At 66.8% G+C, this 24,688-nt stretch carries 18 protein-coding genes; 11 read left to right on the top strand and 7 right to left on the bottom strand.

From position 1 onward, the window contains the following. Positions 1-135: 135 nt before the first annotated feature. Positions 136-2,529 (top strand): EAL domain-containing protein, encoded by a 2,394-nt coding sequence (locus IPM80_19770; protein MBK8960590.1) that lies wholly within the window; start codon positions 136-138, stop codon positions 2,527-2,529. Between the two features lie 420 nt (positions 2,530-2,949). On the opposite strand, the gene IPM80_19765 is transcribed toward IPM80_19770, so the two are convergent. Then, positions 2,950-4,122, bottom strand: coding sequence for an amidohydrolase (locus IPM80_19765; protein MBK8960589.1), 1,173 nt, complete (start codon positions 4,120-4,122; stop codon positions 2,950-2,952). Between the two features lie 161 nt (positions 4,123-4,283). Between IPM80_19765 and IPM80_19760 the strand changes: the two genes are divergently transcribed. Then, entirely contained in the window at positions 4,284-5,981 is a 1,698-nt protein-coding gene (locus IPM80_19760) for an amidohydrolase family protein (protein ID MBK8960588.1), read from the top strand. A gap of 113 nt (positions 5,982-6,094) precedes the next feature. On the opposite strand, the gene IPM80_19755 is transcribed toward IPM80_19760, so the two are convergent. Next, on the bottom strand, positions 6,095-6,940 hold the full coding sequence (locus IPM80_19755; protein ID MBK8960587.1) for a class I SAM-dependent methyltransferase: 846 nt from the start codon (positions 6,938-6,940) through the stop codon (positions 6,095-6,097). Between the two features lie 160 nt (positions 6,941-7,100). Between IPM80_19755 and IPM80_19750 the strand changes: the two genes are divergently transcribed. The 5 genes from IPM80_19750 (at position 7,101) to IPM80_19730 (ending at position 13,196) form a co-directional block, all read left to right on the top strand. Next, positions 7,101-8,555: a hypothetical protein gene (locus IPM80_19750; GenBank protein ID MBK8960586.1), complete on the top strand. Its 1,455-nt coding sequence runs from the start codon at positions 7,101-7,103 to the stop codon at positions 8,553-8,555. A gap of 80 nt (positions 8,556-8,635) precedes the next feature. Further along, complete coding sequence (locus tag IPM80_19745; protein ID MBK8960585.1) at positions 8,636-9,463, top strand: N-acetylneuraminate synthase family protein; 828 nt, start codon at positions 8,636-8,638, stop codon at positions 9,461-9,463. Next, positions 9,463-10,611: an acylneuraminate cytidylyltransferase gene (locus IPM80_19740; protein ID MBK8960584.1), complete on the top strand. Its 1,149-nt coding sequence runs from the start codon at positions 9,463-9,465 to the stop codon at positions 10,609-10,611. The genes IPM80_19745 and IPM80_19740 overlap by 1 nt, the downstream gene beginning before the upstream one ends. Positions 10,612-10,617: 6 nt before the next feature. After that, positions 10,618-11,364 carry a TerC family protein gene (locus IPM80_19735; protein MBK8960583.1) on the top strand — a complete coding sequence of 249 codons (747 nt, stop codon included), beginning with the start codon at positions 10,618-10,620 and terminating at the stop codon, positions 11,362-11,364. 107 nt (positions 11,365-11,471) lie between these two features. Beyond that, positions 11,472-13,196 (top strand): aldehyde ferredoxin oxidoreductase, encoded by a 1,725-nt coding sequence (locus IPM80_19730; GenBank protein MBK8960582.1) that lies wholly within the window; start codon positions 11,472-11,474, stop codon positions 13,194-13,196. Positions 13,197-13,320: 124 nt separating this feature from the next. Here IPM80_19730 and IPM80_19725 read toward each other — a convergent pair whose 3' ends face one another. From IPM80_19725 to IPM80_19710, 4 genes are all read right to left on the bottom strand, one after another. Next, complete coding sequence (locus IPM80_19725) at positions 13,321-14,307, bottom strand: pyridoxamine 5'-phosphate oxidase family protein (GenBank protein MBK8960581.1); 987 nt, start codon at positions 14,305-14,307, stop codon at positions 13,321-13,323. Positions 14,308-14,319: 12 nt separating this feature from the next. Continuing rightward, positions 14,320-15,603, bottom strand: a complete 1,284-nt coding sequence (locus tag IPM80_19720) for an acyl-CoA dehydrogenase family protein (protein ID MBK8960580.1) — start codon at positions 15,601-15,603, stop codon at positions 14,320-14,322. A gap of 36 nt (positions 15,604-15,639) precedes the next feature. Beyond that, positions 15,640-16,854, bottom strand: coding sequence for an MFS transporter (locus IPM80_19715; protein ID MBK8960579.1), 1,215 nt, complete (start codon positions 16,852-16,854; stop codon positions 15,640-15,642). Positions 16,855-16,983: 129 nt separating this feature from the next. Further along, positions 16,984-17,829: an aldo/keto reductase gene (locus IPM80_19710; GenBank protein ID MBK8960578.1), complete on the bottom strand. Its 846-nt coding sequence runs from the start codon at positions 17,827-17,829 to the stop codon at positions 16,984-16,986. A 245-nt stretch (positions 17,830-18,074) separates the two neighbouring features. Here IPM80_19710 and IPM80_19705 point away from each other — a divergent pair, with 245 nt between their 5' ends. The 3 genes from IPM80_19705 (at position 18,075) to IPM80_19695 (ending at position 22,716) form a co-directional block, all read left to right on the top strand. Continuing rightward, positions 18,075-19,541 carry an NAD(P)/FAD-dependent oxidoreductase gene (locus IPM80_19705; GenBank protein ID MBK8960577.1) on the top strand — a complete coding sequence of 489 codons (1,467 nt, stop codon included), beginning with the start codon at positions 18,075-18,077 and terminating at the stop codon, positions 19,539-19,541. Positions 19,542-19,684: 143 nt separating this feature from the next. Then, positions 19,685-21,232: a transglycosylase SLT domain-containing protein gene (locus IPM80_19700; GenBank protein MBK8960576.1), complete on the top strand. Its 1,548-nt coding sequence runs from the start codon at positions 19,685-19,687 to the stop codon at positions 21,230-21,232. Beyond that, on the top strand, positions 21,229-22,716 hold the full coding sequence (locus IPM80_19695; protein ID MBK8960575.1) for a hypothetical protein: 1,488 nt from the start codon (positions 21,229-21,231) through the stop codon (positions 22,714-22,716). The genes IPM80_19700 and IPM80_19695 overlap by 4 nt, the downstream gene beginning before the upstream one ends. A gap of 6 nt (positions 22,717-22,722) precedes the next feature. Here the strand turns inward: IPM80_19695 and IPM80_19690 are convergent, their stop codons facing one another. Further along, positions 22,723-23,820, bottom strand: coding sequence for a hypothetical protein (locus tag IPM80_19690; protein ID MBK8960574.1), 1,098 nt, complete (start codon positions 23,818-23,820; stop codon positions 22,723-22,725). Between the two features lie 217 nt (positions 23,821-24,037). Here IPM80_19690 and IPM80_19685 point away from each other — a divergent pair, with 217 nt between their 5' ends. Continuing rightward, the gene (locus IPM80_19685; protein MBK8960573.1) at positions 24,038-24,616 is read left to right on the top strand and encodes a hypothetical protein; all 579 of its coding nucleotides are present in this window, start codon (positions 24,038-24,040) and stop codon (positions 24,614-24,616) included. Positions 24,617-24,688 lie beyond the last annotated feature (72 nt).

Below are 24,688 nucleotides of genomic sequence, written 5' to 3'. Positions count from 1 at the left end.
TAGCGCGGTGAACACCGCGGCCGACGCCCGTGCCTGCCGGGCGCCAGGCGTGAATTCGCTGCACCCCACCCGCCGTGCAGAGACTCGCACCGCGCCTGCGCGCCGCGTCGCGCACATCGCCTGAAGCGACACCCCATGATTTCGAATCACGCGCCGCGGCGCAGCCTGTCGGACTTCACGCCTATGTTTTCGGCCGCCACCACCGAGTTGCCGCCCGCGCTGGAATACGTGCCCAGCGATGCGGCCCAGACCTCTCTGCGCGAACTGCGCCTGGGGTATGTGCACCAACAGGCGCTGCTCGGCTTCATCTGCAACCTCGCGCTCGCGACCTTGCTGCTGTGCCTGTGGTGGCCCTATGGCAACCACGGCATGCTCGCGAGCTGGTACCTGGGCCTCGGCGGCCTGTGCATGTTGCGCATGCACCAGCGCACGCGCTTCCTCGCCAGTCCCGGCCGCCAGCCCGTGGCCCAGGCCGAGCAGCAGTTCTGCGTGCTGGTGGCACTGACCGGCCTGACCTGGGGCGTCGGCGCGGTGTTGATGATGTCGGGCGTACCCTTCGAATACCAGTTCCTCGCCGTCTCGGTGCTGGCCGGCTTGAGCGCGGGCGGCATCGTGCACCTGTCACCGGTGCTCGGCAGCTATCGCCTGTACGTGCCGCTGATGCTGCTCCCCGTGTCGCTGTGGTGCGCACTGCACGACAGCGCGGTGTTTCGCACCTTGGCCTTGATGGCGATGTTGTTCGGCGTGGCGCTGCTGTCGGCCGGGCGGCACTACAGTCGTCATTTCAACCGTTCGGCGGAACTGGCCTCGGCCCTGCAGCAGACCGAGGCGCGCTTCGCCAGCGCCTTTCACAATGCGCCCATCGGCATGCTCCTGATCGACGCCGACGGCGCGGTGGTGCATGCCAACCGTGTCACCGAGGGCATTTATGGCACGGACGCCGGCTATTGGCAGCAGCGGCCGTTCTGGGCGTTGGCCGACGCGGTGGACGGTGCGCGTCTCCACGAGCGCTTCAACGCCCTGCTGGCCGGGCGCATCAGCGAGTTCTGTCTCGAGACCCGCCAATCGTCCTGCCACGGCGCGCCGCTGTGGGTGATGGTGTCGGGCTCACCGATCCTGCGCTCGACCGAGGGCGGTGTGCGCGCCATCGTACAGATCCAGGATGTCACCACCACCCGCATCATGGCGGACCGGCTCGCCTACCAGGCAACCCACGACGAGCTGACGGAACTGCTCAACCGCCACGAATTCGAGACGCGCCTCAAACGCGCGCTGGAATCGATCCGCATCGACACCACCCAGCACGCGGTGCTGTATCTCGATCTCGACAGCTTCAAGGTCATCAACGATGCCTGCGGACACGAGGCCGGCGATGCCATGCTCAAGGAAGTGGCGGCGCTGCTGCGCGAGCACGTGCGCAAGCACGACGCGGTGGCGCGACTCGGCGGCGATGAATTCGCGATCCTGCTCGAGCACTGCACGCGCGCGCAGGCCGGCGCCATCGCCGACAAGCTGTGCAAATCCATCGAGGCGCACCGCTTCGCCTGGGAGGACAAGTTCTTCAATGCCGGTGCGAGCATCGGCCTGGTCGCGCTCTTGTCACCCGATACCAGCGCGGCGAGCGTCATGAAGGCGGCCGACGCGGCCTGCTATGCGGCCAAGGAAATAGGCCGTAGGCGCGTCTACCAGTTCGATCCCGACGACGCCGAGCTGAACCGCCATCGCCAGCAGGTGGACTCGGTGGCGGTCATCAACCGCGCGCTGGAGCACGACCGTTTCGAACTGCACGCGCAGCCGATACGCGCGACCCGCAGCCGACCCGAGGCGCCGTCCACCCATCTCGAGATCCTGGTGCGCATGCGCGACGATCGCGGCGCCATGATTTCACCCGGCCTGTTCCTGCCGGCGGCGGAGCGCTTCGGCCTCGCGCCGCGCCTTGATCGCTGGGTGATACGCCACACCTGTGAATGGTTTGCCGCGCATCGCGACTGCCTGGCGCTGATCGAGTCGTGCTCGATCAATATTTCCGGCCAGTCATTGGCAGACCAGGAGCTGCAGGCCTTCATCGAGCAGCAGTTCCACGCCCACCACCTGCCGGCCGCCAAGTTCTGTTTCGAGATCACCGAAACCGCCGCCATCGCCAGCATCAATACCGCGCAGGCGTTCATCAACGGACTCAAGCAGCGCGGTTTCCGCTTCGCGCTCGATGATTTCGGCAGCGGCTTGTCGTCCTTCGCCTACCTGAAGGCGCTGCCGGTGGACGTGGTCAAGATCGACGGCATCTTCGTGCGCAACATCGCCCTCGACCGACTCGATGAAGCGATGGTGCGATCGATCGCCGAAGTCGCGCGCATCATGGACAAGACCACGGTCGCCGAATTCGTCGAAGGACCGCAGCAGGCCGAAGTGCTGACGCGGCTCGGCATCGACTACCTGCAGGGCTATGGCATCGGCAAGCCGGTGCCGCTCGCGGAGCTGTTCGAGGAATTGCACGATGCGACGGCGGCCATGCATCGCGTGGCGGTGTGAGGTCGTGCCCTGTAGGTGCGAATTCATTCGCACATTGACGTCGAACGTTCGGTCTTCGCCCGAACGTGTGCCGGATGAATTCGCACCTACAGAGGGAATCCGCCGGTCGAGTGTGCTCGACGCGCAGCGCATGCCGGTGCGCCGCCAGCACCTCGTCGAAACGCGCGCTGAGATCGGCGTCCGCTGCCGCTGAATCCACGTAGAAACGAGTCAGGCCGCGCATCGCGCCGCTGGCGTCGCTGGCCTTGGCACTGGCCTCGGCGCGCACGGCGACGCGTTTCAGGTAGCGCAGGAAATACCAGGCGGTGCCATGCCGCTCGGGATCGGCGCGTGTCAGGTCCTTGATGTGGCGCGCCAGGGTCTCGCGAAACTCGACGCAGGCGCTGCTGACCGGTATTTGCGACATCGGCGACGAAGCGTTCAGGCGCGCGCGAGATCCGCGGCGCCCGGTTCCTCGACCTTGTACAGCTTCTGCGCATTGCTCCACAGGATCTTGCGCCGCGTGTCGGCATCGCATTCACCGAGGCCGCTCGCGATGCGCGCGTGTACGTCCGCGCCGTACAGCGATGTCGGGTGCGGGAAGTCGGTCTCGAACAGGATGTTGTCGACGCCGACCTTGTCGATCAGGCGTCGCGGCGCCACCTGCTCGAACCAGTAACAGCCATAGATGTTCCGCGCGAAGTACTGCGAAGGCAGCATGTCGAGATCGGGGCGTTCCTCGCTGACGCGGTTGCCCAGGAACTGGTAGTCCAGCGCTTCGAGCAGAAACGGTATCCAGCCGATGCCGCTTTCCACCGACACGAACTTGATGCCCGGATAGCGCGCCAGCACGCCCGACATCAACAGGTCGGCCATCTGCACGCCGTTGCGCATGAAGAACGCGACCGATACTTCGGTGAAGGCCGCCATGCGGCCGTAGGCCTCGATTTTCTGTTTCTGTACGCCCGCTTCCATGTTGCCCGAACCGATGTGGAAGCTCAGCGGCAGGTCCAGCTCCACCGCCGTTTCCCACAGCGGGTTCCAATACCTATCGCCGATCACCGGCAGGCCGAACGATTGTGGCTCGCCGGTGAACAGGATGCCGCGATGGCCCATGCTGGCGCAGCGTCGCACCTCCTTGACCGCCGCATCGACGTCCCAGAAAGGTGTCGAGGTGATGGGCAGCAGGCGGCGGCTGTCGGCCGACGCCCATTCGGTCTGCCAGTCGTTGTAGACCTCGACGCAGGTCCGCATCAATTCCGGATCACCGAGCTGCAGGAACACCTGGCTGCCGAAGCCACCGACGTTGGGATACATGACCATCGCCCAGATGCCCATCTCGTCCATGTAGGCGAGGCGCGCCTGGGCGTCGAACGCACCGGGATGCATGTCGTCGTAGTGATCGGGCGGTTCCTTCATGTCGCCGGCGCCGGCGGTGGCCGACAGGCCCAGCTTGGCAATGGGCTTGCCGTTCAAAAACCACATATGTCGTCCGCGTTTGTCTTTGGCCAGTCGCGGCACCGCGTCGCGCATGCGTGCCGGCACGCGGCTGGTCCACAGGTCCGCCGACTCGGTGACGTGGGTGTCGACGTCGATGATGGTGTAGGCCGGCATGCGCACGATCTCCTGCGATGGGGTGAGGTTATTGTAGGCGCGCGGTCGCGCTTTGGCGCGAACCCGCGCGATGGGGTGACGATACCCACTAAAGGGTTGGCGGGTGCGCCGCGGACGGTGTGCTAATCTCCTTTACGCTTCTCCCACAGTGAGTGACGACGATGTACGACCTCGTGATCAAGAACGGCTTCGTGGTGGACGGTTCCGGTGGCCCGCGCTTTCCGGCTGACGTGGGAGTGAAGAACGGCAAGATAGTCAAGATCGGACGCATCAAGGAACGCGCGCAGCGCAGCATCGATGCCGCCGGCCAGGTGGTGTCGCCGGGCTTCGTCGATGGCCACACCCACATGGACGCGCAGATCTTCTGGGATCCGCTCGGTTCCTGCTCCTGCTACCACGGCGTCACCACCGTCATCATGGGCAATTGTGGTTTCACGCTCGCGCCCTGCGCGGCGAAAGACGCTGACATGGTGTTCCGCAATCTCGAACGCGCCGAAGACCTGTCGCGCGACGCGATGCGCGCCGGTATCGACTGGCGCTGGGAAACCTTCCGTGAATATCTCGACGTGCTGGACGGCCTGCCCAAGGGCATCAACTACGGCGGCTACATCGGCCACTCGGCGCTGCGCACCTACGTGATGGGCGAGCGCGCGTTCAGCGAGCAGGCGACGCCCGATGAACTGAAGCGCATGCAGTTCGAAGTGCAGGACGCGGTGCGCGCCGGCGCCATCGGTTTTTCCACCTCGCGCACCTACAACCACCAGACCGCCGACGATCGACCGGTGGCGAGCCGCATCGCCGACTGGTCGGAAGTGCGCGCCATCGTCAACGCCATGGGCGAGACCGGCGCCGGCATCTTCGAACTGGCCGGCGAAGCGCCCGGACGCAGCGAGCGGCGCAAGAAGGATTATTTCGAACGCCTGACCACGCTCGCCGTCGAGTCGGGCGTGCCGATTACTTTCGGCATGCCGAGCATTCGCATCGCGCCCGACGTGTGGCCCGACTATTACCAGCTCGCCAATGACGTATGCGTGGCCGGCGGGCGCATGTTCGTGCAAGCCCACAGCCGCTCGATTTCCACCCTGCTGTCGTTCAAATCGCACACGCCTTTCGACACCTGGGACGTGTGGCGCGAGATCCGCGCCAAGCCCATCGATGAACAGCTGGCCCTGCTGCGCGACCCGGCGGTCAAGCGCAAGCTGGTCGAAGTCGCCAACGCCCCGTATACCGGCCCCGAGATCGTCGGCGCCGAGGCGCGTCCGCCGGAATGGGACTGGTTCTATTACATGCGCGGCATCGGTGATGAACTATTGATGTCCGACATCGCGCGCGAGCGCGGCCTGAGCGGCGCCGAAGCGATGATTGACATCGCGCTCGAGACCAACGGCAATGCCTTCTTCCGCCAGCCGCTCGCCAACGAAGACCAGGATCATGTGCTGACCATGATGAAGCACCCGCGCAGCGTGGTGACCTTCTCCGATTCCGGGGCGCATGTCGCGCAGATCATGGACTCGTCCCTGCAGACCCATCTTTTGAGTCACTGGGTGCGCGACAAGCAGGCCTTCACCCTGGAAGAAGCCGTGCGTCTCATCACCCACGACACCGCCACCGCCTGGGGGCTATACGATCGCGGCCTGGTGCGCGAGGGCCTGAACGCGGACCTCGTGATCTTCGACCCCGACACCATCGCGCAGAACATGCCGGAGCTGGTGAACGACCTGCCGGCCGGCGCGCAGCGCCTGAAGCAGACCGCCACCGGCATCAGCACCTCCATCGTCAACGGTGAAGTGCTGCTCGAGAACAATGTGCCGACAGGAAACCTGCCGGGGCGTTTGGTCAGGGGGCCGTTGGCGCGGTAGCGACCGCGTCCCAGCCCTGTAGGTGCGAATTCATTCGCACATTACTGTCGCGGAGGGCACTGCGAATCACACTTGAATGTGCGAATGAATTCGCACCTACGGGATTTTTGCGCTCACACCACCCGCGCTTTCACCACCCAGGTCGCGCCGTTCAGCACCACGCGGCCATTGCGTTCTTCGTTGCCCAGAGCCTCGCGCATCGCATCCAGCGCCAGCGCGCGGTGATCCTCGTTCGCTTCGCGCAACGGTTGGGCGGCCGGGCCCATGTGCGTCAGCCACGCCATGGCTTCATCCAGTGAACCCAGGTCGATGCCGCGATCGAGCGCTTCGAATTCGATTGCGCCGAAGCCGGCCGAACTCAGGATGTCGCTCACGCGTTCGCGTTTCGCGAACGAGAACGGTCCGGGTGCGCCCGGTTCGGGTCTGGGCGGCGGCGGCAACACCGTGAATGCGGCCGCGGCGGCGAGCCCCATCCACGGGTTCTCGTCGAGCCGGCGCCAGCACAGGAAGCACAGACGCGCGTCGGCTTTCAGGGCACGCCGCAGGTTGGCGAAGGCGGCATGGGGATCGGGAAAGAACATCACGCCGAAGCGCGAGGTCAAGACCTCGTAGCTGGCCGGCGCGAAGTCATGGGTGCCGGCGTCGGCGAGCAGGAAGTCGAGATTGGCGAGCGTCGCATAACGGCGCCGCGCCACCTCCAGTATGACTTGCGAGACGTCGAGGCCGGTCACGTGGCCGCCGTCTCCGACCGCGCGCGCCAGCGCCGCGCTGGTGACGCCGCCGCCGCAGCCGATGTCCAGCACGCGCTCGCCGGGCCGCGCCGCCACGCCCGCCAGCAGGCCGGCGTTCAAAGGTTCGAGCATGGCCTCGACGCCGTCGATATGGCGCACCCAGCGTTCGCCGCCTTCCTCGTTCCAGTAGGTCGCCTGTTCGTTGCTGGGCGTGTCGGCATTGCTCATGGCGGGTCTCCGGTGATGACAGGCGCCGGATGATGGCACAGCCTGGCGGACACGGCGACGCGGCTTGGCGGTTGCCAAGCGCCGGCAATTCGGGTCAACTGCGCGCCGTGATGCCGCGCCGTTTCGTTTCACCCGCCATGCCGACAGTTTGCTCCCGCCCATGACGGCCAGCCCGTCGACCTTGATCATTCCGGTCGAGAACCAGGTGCGTGAACTCGACGCCAAGCTGCTGTTGGCCTGCGTGGCGGCGGAGCGCGGCCTGCCGGTCATCATCGGCTCGCGCACCTACATCAATTTCGCCATGCCCTACCTGCCGCGCGGCCTGTTCCTGGCCAAGAGCATGCGCTCCTTGAGCAAGCTCATGCTCAATCTCATCCGTGGTCTCGGCCACGACATCGTGGCCTGGGACGAGGAGAGCCTGGTGCGCTACAGCTCGCCCGAGTACTACGCGTGGCGCTACTCGGAAGACACCTTCAAGGTCATCGACCAGCTGTTCGCCTGGGGCCGCGACGACGCCGAGTTCTTCAAGAGCTATGCCGGCTACAACGGCGTGCCGGTGCACGTGACCGGCAATCCGCGCATCGATCAGCTGCGCCCGGAAGTGCGCGGCTATTTCGCCGACGAAGTCGCGGCGCTCAAGGCGCGCTACGGCGATTTCATCCTGGTCAACACCAATTTCTCGTTCGTGAACAATTTCGTGCCGGCGCTCAATCTCATCGAGCAGGACAGCCACGGGCAGCCGCAGGTGAGTCGCACCGGGCGTGGCATGAGTCTCGAATTCGCGACCGGCATGGCCGCGCACCAGCAGGCCATCTACGATCATTTCCGCGAGCTGCTGCCCAAGCTCGCCGGCTGGTTCCCCGGGCAGCGCATCGTGCTGCGCCCCCATCCGTCGGAGAATCACGACGTGTGGCGCGCCATCCTGGCGGACTGTCCCGAGGTCGAGGTCGCCCACCAGGGCAATGTCGTGCCGTGGCTGATGGCCGCCAAGGTGTTGCTGCACAACGGCTGTACCACCGCCGTCGAGGCATGCGTGCTCGATACGCCGGCCGTCAGCTACATGCCGGTGCGCTCGCAGACCTTCGACTACCACCTGCCCAACGGCCTGAGCCATTGCGCGCAAACGCAGGACGAGGTGCGCGTTTTCCTGGCGGAGATCCTCGACGGCCGCCGTGGCCTGGTCGACGCCGCCACCCGTGAACGCCTGTTCGACCGCCACCTGGCGGCGACCCACGGCGCGCTCGCCTGTGACCGCGTCATGGACGTGCTGCTGGCCGGTGGCCATGGCAACCACGCGCCGCCGCGACCGGCCGCGCTACCCTGGCTCCGCGCGTGGCTGACCGGTAACATCCGCACTCTGGTCAAGCGCATCAACGGCATGAGGCCCAACCACCGCAACAGTGCCGCCTACCATGCGCATCGATTCCCGGGCGTGACCGTGCCCGAACTGAATGCCCGCATCGCGCGTTTCGGCGCCGAGCTCGGGCGCTTTGGCAGTGTGCGGGCCGAGGCCCGCTCACCCTACGTGTTTCGCATCCATGACCCCGCCGCCGCCAGGCGCCGTACCGGCGCGCGCGCCTCGGGGCCACACGCGACCGATCAAGTCGCGCCTTGACAGTTGTAAGGAGCAGGCCAGTGAGCCAACGACCGCATCCACGCGTGGTAGCCGAAATCGGCTGCAACCACAAAGGCGAGATGGCCATCGCCCGCGATTTGATCGAATCCGCGGCGCGCTTCGCCAAGGCCGACTTCGTCAAGTTCCAGAAGCGCTGCAACCGTGAACTGCTGACGGCCGAGGAATACAACGCCCCGCATCCCAATCCCGCCAACAGCTATGGCGACACCTACGGCGCGCATCGCGAGTTCCTGGAGTTCGACCCCGACCAGCATCGCCAACTCATGCGCTGGTGCGAGGAGTTCGGCATCGGCTATTCGACCTCGGTGTGGGACATGACTTCGGCGCGCGAAATGGCGGCGCTCAATCCCTACATGCTGAAGGTGCCGTCGGCCTGCAACCTGCATTTCGAGATGCTGGAATTCCTGGCCCGCGATTACGCCGGTGAGATCCATATCTCCATGGGCATGACCACGCCCGCCGAGCAGGAAGAGATCGTGACCTTGCTCGAGCGGCTCGACGTGCACAACCGCGTGGTGCTGTACGCCTGCACCTCGGGCTACCCGGTGCCGTTCGACCAGGTCTGCCTGCTGGAAGTGGCGCGCCTGCGCGAACTGTATGCCCATCGCGTCAAGGACATCGGTTTCTCAGGCCATCATCTCGGCATCGCCGTCGACGTCGCGGCGGTGACCCTGGGCGCCAACTGGGTGGAGCGTCACTTCACGCTCGATCGCACCTGGAAGGGCACCGATCACCCGGCCTCGCTCGAGCCCGATGGCCTGCGCAAACTGGTGCGCGACGTACGCGCGGTGGCCACCGCGCTGACCCACAAGCCGACCGCCATTCTCGACATCGAGGCGCCCCAGCGCGCCAAGCTCAAGCGTCTGCCCGGCGTGCACCTGCGCTGATGCGCTGGGTCGCGCTGCTGCCGCTGCGCGGTGGCTCGAAGTCCATCCCGGGCAAGAACCTGCGCAGCATCGCCGGGCGGCCGCTGTACGCCTGGAGCCTCACGGCAGCGTTGGAGTCGGGCTGCTTCGATGCCATCTACGTGGCCTCGGACGACGCCGACATCCGTGCCGACGCGCGCGCGCGTTTCGGCGCGCGTGTCGAGGTTGTCGACCGCGACCCGGCCAATGCCAGCGACACCGCGAGCAGCGAATCGGTGATGCTGGAACTTGCCGCCCAGGTCGAGTGCGACGTGCTGTGCCTCATCCAGGCCACCTCGCCCCTGACGCGCAGCGAGGACTTTCGCGCGGCGCGCGCACGCTTCGAAGCCGAACAGCTCGATTCATTGCTGACCGGCGTGGAATTGAAACGCTTCTTCTGGCGTCACGACGGCCAGGCGCTCAATTACGACCCTGCCCGGCGGCCGCGACGCCAGGACTTCGCCGGCACCGTGATGGAGAACGGCGCGTTTTATTTCACCCGCCGCCGCCTGCTGGATGAAACCCATGTGCGTCTCGGTGGTCGCATCGGCGTACACGTGATGCACGAGGAGTGCGCGGCGGAACTCGACGAGCCCGCCGACTGGCCTGTCGTCGAGGCGCTGCTCAGGCCACGCATCGCCGCCGCCCACGATGTCCGGCTGCTGGTGGTGGACGTCGACGGCACCTTGACCGACGCCGGCATGTACTACGACGGCCACGGCGAGGCCCTGAAAAAATTCGACACGCGCGATGCCAAGGGCATGCTGATGCTGCGCGATGCCGGCGTGCGGGTGTGCGTGGTGACGGCCGAGAACAGCGCGGTGGTGCGCGCGCGCATGCGCAAGCTCGGTATCACGGATTATTTTCCGGGCGTGAAGGACAAGCGCGCGTGGCTCGACGAACACGCCCCGCGATTCGGCGTGAGCCTGGCGCAAATTGCCTACATCGGGGACGATCTCAACGATCTCCCCGGGCTGCGCGCGGTGGGCTTGTCGAGCTGCCCGGCCGATGCGGTGCCGGAGGTGCGGCGCGCGGTGAACTACCTGTGCCAGGCCGGCGGCGGCGCCGGCGCGGTGCGTGAATTTTGTGATCTCATACGTGCGCGCGTGGCGCCAGACAGCGAGGCCTGAACGAAGATGGAATGGTTGAGTTCCCCGGAAGCCTGGGTGGCATTGGCCACCCTCACGTTCCTCGAGATCGTACTCGGCATCGATAACATCATCTTCATTGCGATTCTTGTCGGCCGCCTGCCGCCGGAACAGCGCAAGCGCGCGCGCGTGATCGGCCTCGGCTTCGCCATGGCCACGCGCATCATGCTGCTGCTGGCACTGACCTGGATAATGAAGCTCAAGGCCACGCTGGTGAGCGTGATGGGCATCGACCTGTCGGGCCGTGATTTCATCCTGATCGGCGGCGGCCTGTTCCTGCTCGCCAAGTCGACGCTCGAGATCCACCATTCACTCGAAGGCGTGGAAGACACCGGCAACGCGGCCGGCGGCCACGCCACCTTCTTCAGCACCATCATCCAGATCGGCGTGCTCGATATCGTGTTCTCGCTGGATTCGGTCATCACCGCCGTCGGCCTCGCCAGTGATGTCGAGATCATGATCGCGGCCATCATGATCGCGGTGGCGGTGATGATGGTCGCGTCGGGCCCGATCTCGGATTTCGTCGATGCCCATCCGACCATCAAGATGCTGGCCTTGAGCTTCCTGGTGCTGATCGGCGTGGCGTTGATCGGTGAGGGCCTGGAATTCCATATCCCGAAGGGCTACATCTACTTCGCCATGGCCTTCTCGGTGTCGGTGGAAATGCTCAATCTACGTCTGCGGCGCCGCACCGTGGCGCCCATCGAGTTGCGCAAGCACATCGACGACGACTGAGGCGGCGCCGGGCGGCTTCAGCCACACTCTCCGCGCGGGAATGCGGCGCGGGCCGCCCGTGCCGATATACTGGCGCCAGATCAGAAAATGCCACGCGAGGAATGCCGATGCGCAAATATCTCCACATCGATCTCGCCCAGCGCAGCGTGCGCGAAGAGACCTTCAGCGGCGAGCAGGTGGCCCACGCCGGCCGTTACTTCATCGCCAAGACCCTGCTCGAACTGGGCGCCGCCAGCGTCGACCCGCTCAGCACCGACAACCCGCTGATCTTCTCGGCGGGGCCGTTCGCGGGCAGCAACTGGTCCAATGCCAACCGCACCAGTGTCGGCTGCAAGAGTCCCCTGACCGGCGGCATCAAGGAAGCCAATGCCGGCGGCTCTTTCGGCCTCGCCATGGGCCAGCTCTCGATTGCCGGTTTCACGCTCCATGGCGGCTGCGACGACTGGACGGTGATGTACCTCAAGAAGGACGGCACGGTCGAATTCACCAGCGGCACGCCCTATCTCGGCCGCGGCACGTTCGAAACCGCCGCCATGCTGCACGAGGTCTATGGCCAGAAAGTCAGCGTCGCCATCTGCGGGCCGGTGGGTGAGTACGGCGGTCTGTTGGCCGGCATTTCCATGAGCGACACCGACAAGCGGCCGGCGCGCCTCGCGGCCCGTGGCGGTGTAGGCGCGGTGATGGGCGTGAAGAAGCTCAAGGCCATCGTCATCGACCTCGACCGCATGCCGACCTTCCACGATCGCAAGAAGGTGCTCGGCAGCATCAAGGACTACGGCGCCAAGCTGCGTGCCGACGAGGCGGTCAACGTGCTGAAGGACTACGGCACGGCGATGATGGCCGACTACACCAACCATGTCGGTGGCCTGCCGGTGAACAATTTCACCTCCGGTCAACAGGTCGATATCGCCAAGGGCGTGTTGAAGATGGGCGGCGATTTCATCCGCGCCCAGAACCAGTCGCGCGGCGGCGAAACCTCCCATGCCTGCATGCCCGGCTGCCTCATCGAATGCAGCAATGTCTACGCCGATGCCGACGGTCGTGAAATCGTCTCACCGGTGGAATACGAGACCCTGGGCCTGATGGGCACCAACTGCGGCCTGACCGACCCCGACGATCTCGCGCGCCTCAACTGGCACGCCAACGACCTCGGCATCGACACTATCGAAACCGGCGCCATGATGGGTGTGCTGCTGGATGCGGGACTCGCGCCTTTCGGCGACGTCGCGTTCCTCACGCGCGTGATGGAGGAACTGCGCGCCGGCAGCGCCGACGGGCGACTGTGGGCGCGCGGCACGGCGGCGGTTGGCCAGCATTACAACGTGGCGCGCTGTCCGGTGATCAAGAAGCAGGGCATCAGCGCCTATGACCCGCGCGTCATCGAAGTGACCGGCATTTCGATGATGGTCACCGCGCAGGGCGCCGATCACACCACCGGCAACGCGCCGAAGTTCGAATGCAGCGGCAAGAACGTCGACGAACTGGTGGACGTCAGCATGGAAATGCAGACCCTGTGCGCCACCGCCGATTCGCTGGGGCTGTGCGTGTTCGGCCGCTCGGTGACGAATGCCAATATCGAGATGGTGGTCGATTCCATCAATGCCGCCTGCGGCACGTCCTTCGGCGTCGATTGGTTCCGCGCGCTCGGCCGCCAGACCCTGCGCATGGAAGCCGAGTTCAATCGCGCCGCCGGCTTCACCGAGGTCGATGACGAACTGCCGACCTTCTTCTACGAAGAAGCGCTGGCGCCGAGCAACAAGGTCGCGCGATTCCACGCCGCCGAAGTGAACGCCTCGGTGCGCCGCTGGTGGGCGCAGCAGCAGGTGGCGTAGCGTTGCAATGTTGTCTTTGGGCGGCGACGGCCTGACGTTGAACGCAAGGCTCCTGAGCGACTGAAGTCTGACCCACAAAGACGCATTGTGGGTCTGACGCGCAGATGTGCGAATGAATTCGCACCTACAGGGGCCATTCACCCAAATCGTTCAGTTGCGGCGCCAGTTCGGCTTCGCTCCAGCGTACCGGCAACACGCCCGGCCGCCACACGCTGCCGCGCAAGTGGAAACGCCACAGGCGTTCGGCGCCTTTGAAGCGCGCCACCTCCGCACCTTGCCATTCAATCTCGCCGTCGCCCATCAACTGCAACAGCCCGCCGTGCTCGTGGTCGACGAACAGCAGCGCGCAGGCAGGATGTTCGAGCAGGTTGCCGAGCGTGTTGAACAGGAAGTTGCCGACGAAATCGGGGATCACCAGCACGCTGTGCGTGGCGCTGTCGTCGATGCGGATGAAGCCCGGCCTGCCGCCGCGGTGTGATATGTCGAGTCCCGTGCCGCCGTCGCGCGCGGCGTGGCTATCGCGAGAACGGCTGGCGACGAAGAAGGTGTCGGCACCGCGGATGCGGGCGCGCAGGGCATCATCGAGCAGCGCGCCGCCAAGCTCGCGGCCTCCCTGCGGCACGCCGCCGAGCCAGCGCGCCTCGCGCGCCTGGATGTATTTCGGGCAGTTGCCGAAACTCTGGCGCACCGCCACCGTGAAACCCTCGGCGTCGACCGCGCTCACTTCACCGTTCATGCGATTGCGGCGGCGGGTGTGGGCTTGCAGCCCCAGCATCCCGACGGGCGCGCCGACGACGATGCCACCGGCCAGTGGGTCATCGCCGCGCGGCAGCGCATCGATGCGCAGGTGCATCGCGTCCAGTGCATGCACGAAGCCCGGCGCGCCGGCCAACATGCCGGCCCACACCTGGCCGCGCGGGTCGAGGGCGCTCACCAGCACCGTCGGCAACAGCGCGAAGAAGTCGCGGTGCTGCTCGATGAGGTGGTCGCGGATCACCACCTGGCCAAGCTGCTCGATGCGCTCGCGCACGCCGGCGCGCGCCTGCAGGTCCGCTTCGCCGGCGTGGAAGGGCGAGGCCTTGTCCGCGTCGCCCTGGTCCGCGTTCGTCACGAGACCGTCGACCTAGTCGTCGCTGCCGTCGAGCAATGCGTCGTACAGATCATGGGCGCGCTCCGCTTCGCTCAAGTTGTGATAGTCGGGGAAGAGCTTGGTGGTGCCTTCGTATTCCTTCAAGACTTCGCGCGCGACCGTGATCTTGTGCACTTCGGTCGGGCCGTCGGCCAGGCCGACGTGGTAGGAATTGACCAGCCAGTCCGCGAACGGCATTTCCGTCGACAGGCCGAGCGAGCCGTGCAGGTGCAGCGCGCGCTCGGAGATATCGTGCAGCACCTTGGGCATCACGGCTTTCACTGCCGCGATGTTCTTGCGCACCGCTTTGTAGTCATGGCCCTGGTCGCACAGCCACGCGGTTTCCAGCACCAGCAGGCGGAACTGGCGCAGCTGCACCCACGAGTCGGCAATCTTCTCCTGCACCATCTGCTTGCGCGCCAGCAGTTCACCCTTGGTGGTGCGTGACAAGGCCCGCTCGCACATCATCTCCAGCGCGCGCCGCGCCTGCGCGACGGTGCGCATGGCGTGGTGCAGACGGCCGCCGCCGAGGCGCACCTGCGCCACCACGAAGGCATCGCCGCGACCGCCGAGCATGTTCTCCTTCGGCACCCGCACTGCCTTGTAGGCCATGTAGGCGTGGGTCGCTTCCGGCTCGCCGTAGAAGGTCAGGTTGCGCTTGATTTCGACGCCGGGCGTGTCGGCCGGCACGATGAACATCGACATGCGCTTGTAGGGCGCGGCCTCGGGATCGGTGATGGCCATGACGATGTAGAACGCCGCGTAGCGCGCGTTCGAGGAAAACCATTTCTCGCCGTCGATCACCCACTCGTCGCCGTCCTGCACGGCGCGCGTGGTGAACACCAGCGGATCGGCGCCGCCCTGCGGCTCGGTCATGGAAAAGCACGACACGATGTCGTTGGCTAGCAACGGCTCGAGAAAGCGCTTCTTCTGTTCCGGCGTGCCGTAGTGGGCCAGGATCTCGGCGTTGCCGGTGTCGGGCGCCTGGGCGCCGAACACGATGGGTCCGAAGCGCGAGCGACCGAACAATTCGTTCATGAGCGCGAGCTTCAACTGGCCGTAACCCTTGCCGCCGAGATGCGGCCCGAGATGGCAGGCCCACAGGCCGCGCGCGCGCACCTTGGCCTGCAGCGGCCGCACCAGTTTCACAAAGCGCGGGTCGTGGATGTTCCACTGGCTGCCGAGCAGGTGGTCGAGCGGCTCGACTTCGTGCTTGACGAAATGATCTATCCAGTCGAGTTGCTCCTGGAAATCGGGGTCAGTGGCGAATGACCACATGTTCAAGTCCTCACTATTTGTCTTGTCTTGCGGATGTCAGTTGCGTTGCGCAAGGCTGCGCTCGTCGACCAGGCGTATCAAGGCCGTGGCGATGACCAGCACCACGGCAAGGCCGGTCCAGGCGCCCGGCCACGAATGGCTGCGGTCGACGAAATACCCGAACAGCGGCGGAAACACGATGATGCATGGATACATGATCGACATCGCCACGCCGACCGTGCGGCCCTGGCGCTCGGGGCCGGCGACCTCGGCCACCAGTGCGATCCAGTTGCCGTGCCAGCCCAGCGCACAGAATGCATGGGCGGTGACCAGCAGCGCTATCACCCAGAACGGCGTGCCGTGGGGCAGCCAACCGAGCGCCAGCGCGCCGAGCGCCGACAGCGCGACCGGCAACAGCAGCGCCGGCCGTCGCCGATGACCGAACAGGCGATCGCTGGCCACGCCCCACAGCACGCGGCCGCTGGCGCCGGCCACCTGCGCCATCACCAGCAGGCTGGCCGAGGTCGTGACCGCGATGGCCTGGCTCTCCTTGAGATAGATGGCGAGATAGGTGATCAAGGTGAACTGGCCGAGGGTGGCGAGTCCGCCGGCGATGCCGAGCAGCACCACTTCGCGCGACGCGAAATCGCGAAAGCGCGACAGCGGCTGCGCGACGCTGGTGGCGCGCTGCACGGTGTCGGGCGCGCGATACGCCCATTGGCACAACGCCGCGCTCGCGAAGCAGGCGAGTCCGCCGGCCATCACCGCCACGCGCCAGCCGGCGACATGCGCTATGAAGGGCAGGGTGGCGGCCGCCAGCGCACCGCCGAGCGGAATGCCGGTCTGGCGCACGCCCATGGCCATGCCGCGTTGATGGATGGGGAACCACGCCATCACGGTCTTGCTGCCGGCCGGGGTCGGAAAGGCGCCGCCGATGCCGGCAAAGAACAGCGCGATGAGGGCGGTGACGAAAGTATGGGTGGCGATCACGGTCATGCAGAACAGGCCGACCAGCACATTGCCCCACACCAGCGCCGCGCGCTCGCCCTTGACATCCACCACCCAGCCGGCGGCGAACATCGCCACCAGCGAGCCGCCCATCAGCGCCGAATTGAACATGCCGACCTCGGCGCGTGTGAGACCGAGATCGGCCTGCAGGAAGGGCGCGAGCGTCGGCACACCCTGCACCACCAGCGACACCGCCACCTGGCACAGCAGGGCAAGACTCAACATCAACCACGGGCGCGGCGCGGGGGCATGGGAAGCGGGCATGGCGAGACAATACCTGAATGACGTCGGTCCCGCTTGCGCTGATGCGCAGCCGTCGTGTCGGTCGACGCCTTGGCAAGGCGCGGCGTCAGGACGGCACCTGCTGGTCGGCGGACTGGTGATGCGCGGGCTTCAGAACAGCAGGCTGACGGCGTCGCATTCGCGCGCGTCGAGCACGAAATCGAAGATCGCGAGATCCTCACGCATGTGGGCAACGGAGGTGGTGCCGATCAAGGGCACGACGTCGATGTGGGTCAGGTAACGATAGAGGATCTGCGCCGGCGCACAGCGGTGGCGCAGCGCGAGGTTGCGCAGCGTGGCGCTGGCCAGGGCCTCGGGATTGGCGGTCAGGGTCCAGAAGCTCTGGTACACCACGCCATGGGCACGGCAATAGGCGCGCAGCTCGCGATCGTGGCGCGTGCGCGCGTAGAAGCGGTTCTGCAGTACCGCGGGTTTGATCGTGGCCGCGCGGTACAGCGCGTCGAACTCGGCGAGCGCATAGCAATTGCTGATGCCGAGCTGGCGCACCATGCCGCGCGCCACCCCCTGTTCCATGGCGCGCCATGCGTCCAGCGTCGCGGCGCGGCTCGCGAGCGGTGAATGCAGGACCAGGCCATCGACATAGTCGCAGCCGAGGCGCACCAGGGAACCCATGAGCGATTGTTCCACCTGCACCGCCAGCGGCGCTTCGAGCGCATAGGGCAGACGCGCGCGGTCCTGGCCGTCGGGCGGCGTGAACTTGGTCTGCACGTAGAGTTGCTCGCGGGGCAGGCCGACTTCGGCGAGGCCGGCGCCGACGCCGCTTTCGTCGTAGTGCTTGGGTTGCGCGGCGGTGTCGATGCCGCGAAAGCCGGCGCGCAGCGCCGCTTCGACCAGGGCCGCGGTGCGCTCGGCTTTCCAGGCCGTGCCGTAGACCAATCGCGGCATGCGCACGCCCGCGGAGGTGATGATCGCCTGCTGGCGGGCCTCGTCGTTCATGGGGCGCTGGCGGCCGTGTGCGGAACTGCCATGGATGATCATCCCGGAGCCTTGTCGCGCCCAATCTTAAACGTCATCCTGCCCGGCTGGGCAGCCCCCGCCGCCGCCGCCCGCGCTTGATCAGGATCATGCGCCCTGGCGGCGCGGGCTTGAGTTGCGCGCGCGGAGCCCGTGTACTCAGGCCCCATGGGTTTCGAGCGGGCGTCGCGGCGGGCGACGTGATCAATGATTCCAAGGAGCGAGTGATGTCTCAATCTAACGGGCGCGCGTTGCGCATCGTCGTGATCGGCGCCGGCATGGCCGGCATCCTGTCCGCCATCAAGCTGCGCGAGGCGGGCTATGACAATTTCGTCATCTACGAGAAGGCCGCGCGCCTCGGTGGCACCTGGCGCGAGAACACCTATCCGGGCATCGCCTGCGACGTGCCGGCGCATCTTTATACCTATACCTTCGAGCCGAACCCCAACTGGAGCCACGTGTTCGCGCCGGGCGAGGAGATCCAGGCCTACTTCGAAGGCGTGGCGAACAAGTACGACGTGCTGTCGTCGATCCGCTTCAACACCGAGATCACGCGCTGCGTGTTCGAGAACGGGCGCTGGCAGCTCACCACCGCGGCCGGCGCGACCGACAGCGCCGACGTCGTGATCGCGGCGACCGGCGTGCTGCATTACCCGAACATCCCGGACATCGCCGGTCTCGCCGACTTCAAGGGCGCGTGCTTCCACAGCGCGCGCTGGAACCACGAGGTGGCGCTGGACGGCAAGCGCGTGGGCGTGATCGGCACCGGCTCGACCGCCATCCAGATCACTTCGGCGTTGGTGGAGAAGGTCGCCAAGTTCGAGCTCTTCCAGCGCACCGCGCAGTGGGTGATGCCGATCGAGAACCCGGCCTACAGCGGCGAAGAGCGCGCGGCCTTCGCCGCCGACCCGGCGCGCATCTTTGCCATTCGCGACGAAGCCAAGCGCATGATGACCGACTTCATCGCCAACGCCGTCATCGATGCCGACTCCAAGGAAATGGCCAGCATCGAGCGCGCCTGTCTCGACAACCTGGAAAACAACGTCAAGGATGCGGCGCTGCGCGAGAAGCTGCGACCCAATTACCGGGCGGCGTGCAAGCGCCTGATCTTCTCGCCGGATTTCTACCAGGCCATCCAGCACCCCCACGCCGAGCTCGTCACCGACGGCATCACGCGCATCGAAGCGCAAGGCGTGCGCACCGCCGACGGCCGCCTGCACGAACTCGATGCACTGGTGCTGGCCACCGGCTTCCGCGCCGACCGGTTCATCCGCCCGACGGTGGTGACGGGGCGCGGTGGCGTGACGCTCGACGATGTTTGGGCCGACCGCCCCATCGCCTACCTGTCGCTGTCGGTGCCGGGCTTCCCCAACCTGTTCCTGTTGAACGGCCCGAATGGCCCGGTCGGCAATTTCTCCTTGATCCAGATTGCCGAGATGCAGCTCGGCTACGTCATCCAGTTGTTGAACCGCCTGCGTGATGGCAGTTGCCGCGAGATCAGCGCCAGTGCCGACGCCACCAGCGCCTTCGACCAGGCGCGCGTGGAAGCGGCCAAGGGCGCCATCTGGTCGACCGGCTGCAAGAGTTGGTATCTCGACAAGTTCGGCGTGCCGGCCAGTTGGCCATGGAGCTATGCGCGTTTTGCCGAGGAGATGGCAGCGCCGAAACTCGAAGCCTACGAGCAGGTCGCCTGAGCGGCGGGGCGAGTGCGTGACAGACCTCGCGACGAGGTCTGTCGACACGGCGGGCGCCGCGCGGGCTCGGCCGGCGTTTTGTAAATGTTGCACGGCGGCGGGCGTGCCGTTACCTTTGCCGCGGTTCTTGTCGGAGTCTCTGCATGCCCCGTTCCGTTCGTGCCGTTTTCGCCTTCGCGCTGTGCCTGTTGACGGCATGCAATCTCTCCGGCTCACGTTCCTCGACCAACGCTTTCGCCAATCGCCCCAACGAAGTGTCCGCCGCCAGCGCGGTATTCATTCAAGCCGTCTACGACGACAGCGACGCGGCGCGTACGCAAGGCGAGCAGGCGCTCGACAAGCTGCGCAGCGGCGATGCCGCGGCGGCGGCCGATGGCCTGGCCCAGGCGCGCACGCGACTGGCGGCCGCCGCCGAACGCTGCGCGGCCATGCACGGCTGCGCGGTCGAGCGCATTGCCAAGTCGCAGGACGCGCTGCTCGAAGCCCAGACCCAGGCGCTGGTCGGCATCGGCGCGGCTGACGGTGACGACAACAGCAGCAGCGAAGACGGCGAGCGCTCGCCGGTGCTGGCGGCGCTGCCGGAGAGCGAACGCAGCGTCAACCTGCTGAACGGCCAGGCGCTCGGCGACCTCATCCAGTTCAACGAACCGCTGCGCGCCGCGCTGCGCGAGTGGCTGACGTGGATGCGGCCGCAGTTGCTCGACACCTACGAGAACTACCAGTACCTGCGTTACAAGATGTGGCCGACCTACGCCAAGAACGGTCTGCCGGAAGCGATATTGTTCGGCATCATGGCCAAGGAGTCGGGCGGCAAGGTGCACGCGGTGTCGTCGAGCGGCGCGTCGGGCCTGCTGCAGTTCATGCCGGCCACCGGCAAGCGCTATGGTCTGGGCGCCGACAACGGCTTCGATCAGCGTTTCGATCCGACCGCCTCGACCGAGGCCAACGCCGCCTACCTCAACGATCAGTTGAAGCGACTGAACAACGACCTGGAACTGGTGCTGGGGGCCTATAACGGCGGTGAGTCGCGCATGGTGAAGCTGTCGCAGGGCGGCGCGCGGCGTTTCTGGGACCCGCGTGTCTTCCAGGCGCTGGCGCCCGAGACGCGCGAGTACGTGCCGATGGTGTTGGCGGCAGCATGGCTGTTCCTGCATCCCGAGGACTACGGCCTGCGTTGGCCCAAGGTCGATCAGCGGCCCGGTGAGATCAATCTCGTGACTTCGATGTCACTCAACGAACTCAGCATCTGTCTCGGCCAGGATGGCAATGAGCGCGGCTGGTTCCGCACCCTGCGCAATCTCAATCCGCGCTGGGAAGCCAACGCCCGTTTGCCGGTCGGCACGCGCCTCGAAGCGCCGGCGCGCGCCGCCGAGGCCTTCACGCGGCGCTGCACTGCGCCGGAAATGGTGGCGCGCGTCCAGGCCTTGCAGGACGCGCGCATTCCCGGCGTCGCGCCGCGCGTGGGTGTGCGCACGGTGGCGGTGGCCCGCGCCGCGCCGGCGCGCGCCGCGGCGAGCGCGTCCGCCGCCAAGCAGACGCACAAGGTCACCAAGGGCGAAACGCTCATCACCATCGCGCGCAAGCACGGCTGCAACAGCGTCAAGGATTTTGCCAGCATGAACGGACTGGCGGCGCCGCGTTACTCCTTGCGTGAAGGGCAGACGCTGCGCGTACCGACCTGCGGCGCGTGAATCGCCCGGTGCCAGCGGCGGGCGCTGGCGCCGTTTCTACGCTCCGCGCCGCGCCTCGCCCATGGCTGGCGCCGCTGCTGATCCTGCTGCTGGCATTGGTGTTGCGCGCGGCTGCCGCGCGCGGCGATTTGTGGCTGGACGAGATCTGGTCGTGGCTCGCGGTACGCGATCGCGTGCACGGCCTCGCCGACGTGTTCCTCGGCATACGCCACGACAACAACCACATCCTCAATTCGCTGTGGATCCACGCGCTGGGCCTCGAGGTCGACGGGCGCTGGTATCGCCTGCCGGCGGTGGTGGCCGGCAGCCTGTCGGTGCTGGTCGCATGGCAGCTGATGGCGCCGGCCGGACGCGTGGCGCAGTGGCTGGTGGCGTTGTTGATGGCGCCGTCCTTCCTGCTCGTCAACTACGCCTCGGAAGCGCGCGGATACGGCGTACTGATGCTGTGCGTACTGGTCAGCCTGTGGGCCCTCGAGTGCTTCGATGCGGCCTGCGCGCGGGGCGACGCGGGGCGCGCGCGCGCCGCGCTGGCGACTTTCTGGCTGGCTGCCATGCTCGGCGTGATGGCACACGCCAGCTATGGCGCGACGCTGCTGAGCCTCGCCCTGTGGTTCGCCCTGCGGCTGTGGCGTGCGCCGCTGGCGCAGGCCACGCGCTGGCGCCGCTTCGTGCTGCCGTTCGGTGTGCCGATGCTGTTCGCGGCGTGGCTGTCGGCCGTGACCTACCTCGACGCGACGGCCGGCGGTGGTCCGTTGATGAATGCCTGGCAGGCGGCCGCGGCGGCCTGTTCACTGGCGCTGGGCGGACCCGTCGACGGCATGTGGGTGTGGCCCTTGGCGGGCTTGGCGATGGCGGCGCTGTTCACCGAAGCCGCGCTCGCGAGGCGCGCCGGCGATGAGCGCGCACTGCTGTGGCTGGTGATGCTGCTGGTGCCGGCCGTGCCGCTCGCGGCCGGCCTGCACCAGCAGTTCATCTACCCACGATTTTTTCTCGGCGAGGTGCTGTACCTGCTGCTGGCCGTGGCGCAGCTCGGCGCGCGCGCCTGGCGCCACGGCGGCGCGCCGCGCCTGGTCTGTTGTGGCGTGCTGGCCGCGATTTCGCTAGGCAACCTTTTCGGCCTTGCGCTGCTGGTGCGCGACGGCCGCGGTCAGCCCGGCGCGGCGGTACGGTACATGTCCGCCCACAGCCACGCGCCGCGCATCGTGGTGGCGAGCGACCACGCGTTTCGTCATGGCATCACGCTCGATTACTACACGCGCCTGCTCGCGCCCGGTCAGAGTTTTCAACTGCTGGTCGGACCGCCGTGGCCGGCGCAAGGACCGGAATGGATCCTGCGGCAGGACGCGTCACGCGCGTGGCAAGCGGCGCCGGCGCTGCACGATGCCGAGGGCCGTGCCTACCGGCTCGAAGCGTTCTATCCCCATGCCGGCCTGTCGGGATTCAGTCTCGCGCTCTACCACCGCCGCGAGGCACGCGCTCCGTGATGCGCGTCAGGGCGCGGGCGGCGCGATCTCGAACAGCCGCGCCAGCGGTTGCCTGACGCCATCACGCACCACCAGTTGTTCCGCCAACAGCGTGAAGCGCGGCGGAAACGGTGTGCGCACTTCCAGCAGCTCATGGCGCAGTCCGCGATTGGCCGCGCAGCGCGGCCAACAGGCGGACTCGTGCTTGCGCGTCGGGTCGTCGGCGCGTTGCACCAGCAGGTAGCGCACGTAGGGCGCCTCGCTCAGCAATTGCGCGACCGAGCCGCGCATCAGCTTTTCCACCAACAGCAGCTTGCGTTCGTGCTGCGGCGTCAGGATGAAGTTGTCGGCGATGACGCTGCAGGCGGAATGAAAGCTGATGTAATGACCATTGTCGTGCTCGGCCAGCACGATGCCCGGTGCGCGCTCGCAGCGCTGGCCGAGATCGAGATAGATGCCGCGCAGCAGCAGATAACTGATATCGCCGCCGGCCGCCAGGCGATCGCCGAGGCGTGACAGGCCCGGTGCCTGCGCGGCCACCATCACGATCACGAACAGCGCCAGCCAGTGCCGCGGTCGTGGCGGCACGTACGCCGCGTAGAGCACGCATGGCGCGAGCCACAGCACGAAGCCGCCGAAGTAGGCAAGGCGTTCCTGGAACAAGGTCAGGCCGACACCGAACACGCTCATCACCACGAAATGCAAGGCGGCCGGGGCGGCGTCATCGCGCAGCCGCCACAGCAGCGCCGCCAACAGCAGCGGCACGCTCCACACCAGCGCCGAGTAACGTTCGGCGAGCACGCCGTAATCGCCGCGCGCCAGCAGGGCCGGCACGCTCACCGCTTCCTGGATGCGATCCAGCACCGCGAGGCGCGCGCCGAGAAAGCCGGCGCCGAGATGCATCTCGGGCAGCAGCGGCAGCAGCGCGACGAGGCCGAGGCCGAGGCCGAGCAGCACGTTCACGCGCTTGGCGGGACGCCAACGCATCCACAGCGCGGCGCCGGCCGAGCAGGCCGCCACGTAGAGATGAAACCAGGAGTGCAAGGTGTAGGAAAACATGCCGAGCCGGAACGGCTGCGATGGCAACAGCATGATGAAGGTGGTGAGCAGCAGCGCGCCCGGCAAAGGCCACCGTGGCGCGCGCCGGCAGTGCGTTCCGCCACCACAGCAGCGCGAGCGTCACCAATACCGGCAGCTGCAGGATGAAGTCACCGTTGTGAAATGCCGGTGCGAGACCGAGCGTCACGCCCAGCCAGCACGCGGCGCGCGCGTTCTCGAGTCGGCGGCACCAGCGTAGCCCGCAGTACAGCGTGGCAAGCACGAAGATCTGCTCGACGTAGTGATGGTCGAGCATGCCGACGCGATGCAGTTCGCGGGTCAGCGTGGCGAGCGCGAAACTCGCGGCCGCCGCCACCTGCAGCGCGAAGCGCAGGCCGAGCTGCCGGGCGCAGCCGATCACCAGCGCGGCGCTGACGCTCACCGCCAAGGGCGCGATGATGTCGAGGATCGCGAGCGGCTGCCGCGTCGGCATGAACAGCAGCGCCCCGTGCGCGAGCGCCGCCATGAGCATGTCGTAGGCCCATGGCCAGGTGACCCAGCTGCCTTCCGGGGCGTGGATGCGTGCATCGAATTGCAGCAGCTGCCACGGCGCCGGCAGCGCCGCGAGGATGCGTCGCGCGTGGTAGAAAGAATCATGATCGGCCGGGATGTAAACACCGTCGATGAGCGCCGCCGACAGGCCGTGCATGGCCAGCATGAAGGCCACGGCGCTGGCCGCCAGCCACAGCGCCAGGCTGCGATGGCGGAACGCGGGGGCGGACGTGACGGCTTTCATCGCGGGCGCGCGGGCATGGCTGTGGACAGTGAACGCGAACGGACAGGGCGCCATGGTAAGGGAAATCGGCCGCTGACCGCGCCTTGACCGGCTGCTGGGCGCTCGCTACTTTGCCGGGGTCGCCGCAGTCGCGGCCCCATCACAAGCCCTTCGCGAGGA

It is taken from the genome of Pseudomonadota bacterium (assembly GCA_016719885.1).
In the GTDB taxonomy this organism is placed as follows: domain Bacteria; phylum Pseudomonadota; class Gammaproteobacteria.
Note: the sequence above shows the minus strand (reverse complement) of the source record. Positions and strands in the feature narration are given on the sequence as shown.

Bases quoted from the DNA above. Each gene is read 5' to 3' on its own strand.
- IPM80_19770 (MBK8960590.1), top strand. From the start codon at position 136: ATGATTTCGAATCACGCGCCGCGGCGCAGCCTGTCGGACTTCACGCCT.
- IPM80_19710 (MBK8960578.1), bottom strand. From the start codon at position 17,829: ATGAACGACGAGGCCCGCCAGCAGGCGATCATCACCTCCGCGGGCGTG.
- IPM80_19735 (MBK8960583.1), top strand. From the start codon at position 10,618: ATGGAATGGTTGAGTTCCCCGGAAGCCTGGGTGGCATTGGCCACCCTC.
- IPM80_19700 (MBK8960576.1), top strand. From the start codon at position 19,685: ATGCCCCGTTCCGTTCGTGCCGTTTTCGCCTTCGCGCTGTGCCTGTTG.
- IPM80_19765 (MBK8960589.1), bottom strand. From the start codon at position 4,122: ATGCCGGCCTACACCATCATCGACGTCGACACCCACGTCACCGAGTCG.
- IPM80_19755 (MBK8960587.1), bottom strand. From the start codon at position 6,940: ATGAGCAATGCCGACACGCCCAGCAACGAACAGGCGACCTACTGGAAC.
- IPM80_19730 (MBK8960582.1), top strand. From the start codon at position 11,472: ATGCGCAAATATCTCCACATCGATCTCGCCCAGCGCAGCGTGCGCGAA.
- IPM80_19685 (MBK8960573.1), top strand. From the start codon at position 24,038: ATGGTCGAGCATGCCGACGCGATGCAGTTCGCGGGTCAGCGTGGCGAG.
- IPM80_19760 (MBK8960588.1), top strand. From the start codon at position 4,284: ATGTACGACCTCGTGATCAAGAACGGCTTCGTGGTGGACGGTTCCGGT.
- IPM80_19715 (MBK8960579.1), bottom strand. From the start codon at position 16,854: ATGCCCGCTTCCCATGCCCCCGCGCCGCGCCCGTGGTTGATGTTGAGT.
- IPM80_19750 (MBK8960586.1), top strand. From the start codon at position 7,101: ATGACGGCCAGCCCGTCGACCTTGATCATTCCGGTCGAGAACCAGGTG.
- IPM80_19720 (MBK8960580.1), bottom strand. From the start codon at position 15,603: ATGTGGTCATTCGCCACTGACCCCGATTTCCAGGAGCAACTCGACTGG.
- IPM80_19745 (MBK8960585.1), top strand. From the start codon at position 8,636: ATGGCCATCGCCCGCGATTTGATCGAATCCGCGGCGCGCTTCGCCAAG.
- IPM80_19740 (MBK8960584.1), top strand. From the start codon at position 9,463: ATGCGCTGGGTCGCGCTGCTGCCGCTGCGCGGTGGCTCGAAGTCCATC.
- IPM80_19705 (MBK8960577.1), top strand. From the start codon at position 18,075: ATGTCTCAATCTAACGGGCGCGCGTTGCGCATCGTCGTGATCGGCGCC.